This window comes from Bradyrhizobium sp. 45 (genome assembly GCF_023073155.1).
Taxonomy (GTDB): Bacteria; Pseudomonadota; Alphaproteobacteria; order Rhizobiales; family Xanthobacteraceae; genus Bradyrhizobium; species Bradyrhizobium canariense_D.
The window spans coordinates 1-5,403 of sequence record NZ_JADPIX010000093.1 but is presented as its reverse complement, the minus strand read 5'-3'; the positions used below and the strand labels follow the sequence as shown (position 1 = coordinate 5,403).

Annotated in this window: 7 protein-coding genes; 5 read left to right on the top strand and 2 right to left on the bottom strand. The window is 60.5% G+C overall.

Annotated elements, in window-relative coordinates; translation table 11 throughout:
- The 3 genes from IVB42_RS14090 to IVB42_RS14080 all read left to right on the top strand — a co-directional run.
- Window positions 1-487: amidase family protein (locus tag IVB42_RS14090; protein WP_247402472.1), on the top strand; the 487-nt coding region annotated here is incomplete at its 5' end.
- Window positions 488-491: 4 nt separating this feature from the next.
- On the top strand, window positions 492-1,046 hold the full coding sequence (locus IVB42_RS14085; protein WP_247376863.1) for a DUF302 domain-containing protein: 555 nt from the start codon (window positions 492-494) through the stop codon (window positions 1,044-1,046).
- 32 nt (window positions 1,047-1,078) lie between these two features.
- Complete coding sequence (locus IVB42_RS14080; protein WP_018456644.1) at window positions 1,079-1,663, top strand: TetR/AcrR family transcriptional regulator; 585 nt, start codon at window positions 1,079-1,081, stop codon at window positions 1,661-1,663.
- A 743-nt stretch (window positions 1,664-2,406) separates the two neighbouring features.
- Here IVB42_RS14080 and IVB42_RS14075 read toward each other — a convergent pair.
- Complete coding sequence (locus tag IVB42_RS14075) at window positions 2,407-2,985, bottom strand: DUF2939 domain-containing protein (protein WP_247366654.1); 579 nt, start codon at window positions 2,983-2,985, stop codon at window positions 2,407-2,409.
- Window positions 2,986-3,229: 244 nt separating this feature from the next.
- On the opposite strand from IVB42_RS14075, the gene IVB42_RS14070 reads away from it, so the two are divergent.
- Both IVB42_RS14070 and IVB42_RS14065 read left to right on the top strand, forming a co-directional pair.
- Window positions 3,230-3,952, top strand: a complete 723-nt coding sequence (locus IVB42_RS14070) for a DNA ligase (RefSeq protein ID WP_247376861.1) — start codon at window positions 3,230-3,232, stop codon at window positions 3,950-3,952.
- 750 nt (window positions 3,953-4,702) lie between these two features.
- A complete protein-coding gene (locus IVB42_RS14065; protein WP_198293370.1) occupies window positions 4,703-4,879 on the top strand; it encodes a hypothetical protein in 177 nt (58 codons plus the stop codon).
- Window positions 4,880-4,909: 30 nt separating this feature from the next.
- Here IVB42_RS14065 and IVB42_RS14060 read toward each other — a convergent pair.
- Window positions 4,910-5,403, bottom strand: a 494-nt coding sequence (locus IVB42_RS14060) for a response regulator (RefSeq protein WP_346658636.1), incomplete at its 5' end; no start/stop codon positions are given.

Here is a 5,403-nt window from a genome sequence, read left to right as displayed (position 1 = left end):
GGAATTTCTTCGCCGCCATGACATTCCGACCACGTTCGAGGCCATTTACGAGGGCCTTAAGCCCCAACTTCGGCAGGCGTGGGGGCACATCGTACTGCCGGGTGGTGCAGGTGCCACCTCGGCAGAGGCCTATCGGACGGCGCTCGATGTGAGCCGGCCGGAAATCCAGCGACGGCTCAACACGGCGTTGGTCTCTCATGGGGCGCTGGTCATTCTGCAACCGACCACGCCCTGCACGGCGCCTCTGATCGAGGAGCGGGCGACCGTCCATATCGCGGGGCAGGAAGTCAGCTACCTCGCTTTGGCGAACCACACCGTGTCGGCAAGCAGCGTGGGGCTGCCGGGTATCAGCCTTCCTGTTGGCTTGTCTCGCGCGGGGCTGCCGATTGGGCTCGAGCTGGATGCTCCCTTAGGGCGCGACCGGGAGCTTCTAAACCTTGCCCGCGGCATCGAAGGCATCTTGGGCGGCAAGTCGAGTGCGATCTAACGAAGTGGCCGCTTCGCGTGGCGAAGGGACCGCCTGCAAACAACGACAACCGATTAGAGGATCAATAGATGGCCAATGCACTGCACTCAACGCGGCCATTCCGGTCGAGCACGTCACCATCCGCTCAACAAAGCCTTTCGAGGACGTTCGTGCCAAGCTCGCGACCTTGGCACCCCGCATCGATGACGGGATCTTCACTCTCCTGCGATACGGTGAAGGCACGCGCGCGCTGCGAGAGTTGGAGGCCGGTCCGCCGCTCACCATTTTCAGTCAGCGTGACCATGGGGCACTCCTGGCTATTGCTGGGCTGACGCGCCGATCCATCCAGTTCGATATCGGAAATCCGCTCACCGCAGCCAAGATGACCCGCCATCAACTGTCTGCGGGGCTATATGCGCCCATTCGCGTCCTATTGCGCGAGGATGACGATGGCGGTGTCGCGTTTGAATATGATCGACCAGCATCCGTTTTCGGTCAGTTTGGCAGCGATAATGTCGATGCAGTAGCCCAGCAGCTTGATCGCGACCTCCAAGCCCTGTTGGAAGCGGCTGCAGCCTAACGGCTGCGGGATATTGGTGGAGTGGAGAGAAGATGCGTTTTGAGAAAGGTCATAAAGCAGCGACGCGACGGCACATCATCGATGTGGCGTCGAAGTGCGTGCGCCGAGACGGCATCTCCGCCGCTGGGATCGCCGGGATCATGGGCGAGGCCGGCCTGACCAAAGGCGCATTCTCTCCGCACTTCGAGTCCAAAGACGCGCTCGTTCGCGAGGCGCTGGCGAGCGCGCTCAGCGACCAACAACATCGCCTCGATGAGGATCAGCGGAGGGGCCTGGCCCTCGAGGGGGCGATCCGGAGATACCTCAACCGCGCTCACCTCGAAGACCCGGCGGAAGGGTGCCCTTCGGCGGCGTTGCTCCCGGAGATCGCCCGCCAGCCCCTGTCCACTCGGCAGGACTACGAGAAAGCGCTGCGAAGCTACGTTTCGTCGCTGGCCGCACTACTTCCGGATGCCGATTCTGCAGCGAGCCGGCGCCGCGCGACCGCCATCTTCGGCCTCATGGTGGGCACCCTCCAGTTCGCGCGGGCCGTCCCCGACACTGTCCAGGCGGAGCAGATCCTGGAAGGCGGCGTTGAGGCCGCGCTGCAGTTGGCGCGAGCTCCATCTTCCTACTAGGAAGCACCGAAAGGCTATGGGCTATGATCACCGAGGTCAGCTTCTGACCTAGCGCGACATATCGCGCTACCGCACCAACTCGGTCGCGATCCGACGAGCAGTCCGGTTAGCAACATGGTGGTTCTGACCATGGGCCTTCTCCCGCGATGAAACAATTCAATGGCGGCTTCTCCGTGCATGGGACAGCGGCGGACGATTGGAGAAATCGGCTCAATCCAACTGAGCGGGCGTGTCTTGAGCGAATAGAAACGACGGAGGGGCAGATATCAGGCAATAGGACAGTGCAGGCAATCGACCGTCCGGGAAGTTTTAGCCTGCTGTTGGAGGTCGATCGTGCTGGTGGACCTGTCAAAATCCGATGCCAGGGGACCATGCGACCCGGAGGCGAACAGGTGACGGACGTGACAAGAGAGTAACCGCGCAGCTTGAGCTAAATTGCTAGCTGAGTTTGCCGTGCGGCCACCGGCGCGCTGCAGTTACATGCACAGCTTTGATATGATCAAGACGTGCGCGGTCTACCGTCTACGCTCCGCCCGAGCATCAATATACATGACCGCCGCGAACGTGATGCCTAGAGCTAAAACGCCGACGCCGCCGGTAATCAATAGACCTGCCATCATTGTGGGACGAGTATTCAGCGCAGGCACCAGGACTACAATTCAACAATAGTAACGAAATGAGACGGCGAGGCCACCAGCGCGGAGCGGCGGCGCGCTGGCGCGCTTCATCGGAGCGGGATGTTCTCAGCCGGCCTTGCTCTTCATAAGGCTTCGGGCCAGCGCTTGAACCGCCGCGCTCGGAAGCTGGATGCCCGAAAGCTTCCAGCCGTTCCCCTCGAAGTGAAGGCTTACGCCCCCATCCTTGTCGTTCTGGCCTAGACGGATCTGAAACTCGACCGGCTTAGTCGGAGATATTCGCCTCAGGGTTTCGAGCACCTTGGATGTGTCGATTTCCGTGAGGCTCAGCATGTTGGCGTCGACTCCCCCGACGCGGATGGCTCCCTTGTTCAAGACATCAGTCAGGTTTTCCGGGGTGAGAATCTTGCCGATCATCGCGTCGGCGATGGAGGCTCCGTAGGTATTCGCCGCCAACCGCTCCAATGGCTTCACAGGCCGTTCACGACCGATCTGCTTGAGGTAAGCGCCAACGATTTGATCGACCAACGATCTGCGTAGGCGTGCGGTGTCCGTCCGGGCAAGAACGTCGGCGCCGTTCTCGGCCCGAACCGCTCCGATTAAACCACTCAGAGAGACGACGGCGGAACCAACGTAGATCCCCAGGCACACTAGCAAAGCAATCAAAGATCCGAAAAACCAACGCATTTGGCACCCATTCTGGATGCGGCCTTGATGGATGAGTTTTGTGAAGAGAATAGGGCCCGCTCAGGCGTCGGGGCGTTTATTACTTGCGCGCAAAACGACGGCCCCAGCGGGGCGGCTGGGGCCGTCTTGGAAACACTCCGGCTCGCAGGGGGGCTACCGGCCGGAGCGTATCCCAACCTGGCCATTTGCCGAATGTTCCCGGTTGGTAAAAAGGCAACGGAATGCCTATTTGCGCTGAATGCGTATGGCGTACGAGCTCTGCCTGGCGACCGCCGGCAAGCAGGTCCCCTTAGGGCCGGACTGGATCCACGAAGTGAAGCACGACGGGTACCGGATGCTGGTCATCCGAGAGAACGAGCGCGTGCGGCTGTTCTCGCGCAACGGCACCGACTGGACCCAGCGCTATCCGTGGATTGCCGAGGCCGCGCTGAAGAACCGGCAGAAGCATTTCGTCGTTGATGGCGCGGTGATCCTAGGCATCGACGGTATTTCGGATTTCAACGCGCTGCACTCTCGCAAGCATGAGCACGAGGTGCAGCTCTACGCTTTCGACGTTCTGGCCATGGGAGGGGACGATCTCCGGCAGCTCCCGCTACACCTGCGCAAGACCAACCTGGAGCGGCTCTTGGCTCGCCGGCCGGACGGGATCACCGTAGCGCCGTTCGAGCGCGGTGAAATCGGCCCCGATCTCTATCGTGCTGCCTGCCGCATAGGCTGGGAGGCCCTGGCCTCGAAACATCGTGACCGGCCTTACCGCGGTGGCAAGGTAAAAACCGCACCCATCCAGCAATGTCGCGGGAGCTTTGACCGCGGCTTGCTTAGCTACTTCGACCCCGTAGCGGGATTCGCGGGTGCTGTGGATGGCGCAGTTGCCGGAGAACCGGCGCCCGCACCCGTCGTTGTTGGCGGGTTGGTTGAGCTGGTCTTGGTTGCGGGCGCGCTGGTCTGGTTCGACGCGGTCGTGTGATTGCCGGTGCTGTAGAAGATCGCGGCGATAGCGGCGATCAACACGATTGCGACCACCACCCAGGCTGTGGGGTTGTTCCGGTAGCTCTGATCTCGACGGTCCATGAGCAATCCTCTTGGGGGCTAGATATCCACCAAACCCGAGACCCTGTTAGCGTTCCTACCAATTTTTCCCGATTGTCCAACCCTGGCACGCGCAAACTTGAGGCCCCTTAGCGTGAACCGGCGGGCCCTAATTCATCGGCTGAGCCGCCGGCGGCGTCAGTAGCCGCTGCCGGTCGCGCTTCCTGTGCGCTCGGCGCCGGCGCTTCATTGGTCACGCTCCCCTATGATGCGCTTGATCTCAGCCGTCACGATCGCCTGGTCCTCGGGCGAAAGTTGAGCACATGTCGCTGCGATCTGCTCGGCGGACTGCAGCTGCGTCTCTCGACTGCGACGCTCGTCGACCATCTTCTTGCTCGGGATCGCTGGCGATGTCCCGAGCGACGCGCGCGCCGTATTGGACGGCTAGTTGAGCTGAGCCAAATAGCTCCCCCACATCGTCCGCCTGTGTCTCTCCCTTGTGGAAAATCGGGAAGTAGTAACGTCTCATTGCTGCGGCCCTCGTCTTTTAGCCGCGATCATGCCCACGGCTCGGACGGCGCGCACCTGTCGGAAACGACAGGGTCCGTCAAACAGCGCCATTCACGAGGCATTTGCGAACCGCGCGACACGTGTTAGACCGCGCTCCTATCAACGAAGGAGTGCCAAGTTGGCCAAGAAGAAAAAAAGTGTTCGTCGCGAGTGGACGAAAGACGACCTGAAGACGCTGAAGTTACTTGCGAAGCAAAAGACTGGTGTCACGAAGATCGCAAAGAAATTGAAGCGAACGCCGGGCGCGACGGCGGCTAAGGCATTTGTTCTTGGCTTGTCGCTAAGCACGCAATAGCGGGCACCTACTTGGGGCTTTCCAGGTCCGCTATGAGTGCGAAGGCGGGATTTGGTTGTGCAGTTGAGACACTGCCGTAACCACCTGCGCGGGCGCGAACGGCTTGTTCAAGAGAACGCTGTTCGGTACGCCGTGAGACGGCCACTGATCAGCTGCAGCCCCAGTCATGTAGACCACGGGCATCTCTGGATTGATCTCTCTGGCTTGCTTGGCAACTTCCCATCCAGTGAGTTTGCCTCGGAGATGAACATCGGTGAGCAACGCGCGATAGCTGGTAGATTCGGTTTTGAGCAGGATAACCGCTTCTTCGCCTGATGAAACAATCTGCGGCTCAAATCCACCCCCGGACAGGGCTTCTCCGATCATATCCTGAATAAGATCTTCGTCCTCTACAACGAGGACTATCAGTTCGTTTTGCACCGGTGTGCGGATTCCGATCGATGTCGCCCAGGATTCCGAGATGATCTCGCCCACCATTCCGATTTGAAGTCGCCCACCCGTTCCGAGATGATGTCGCCCACCAT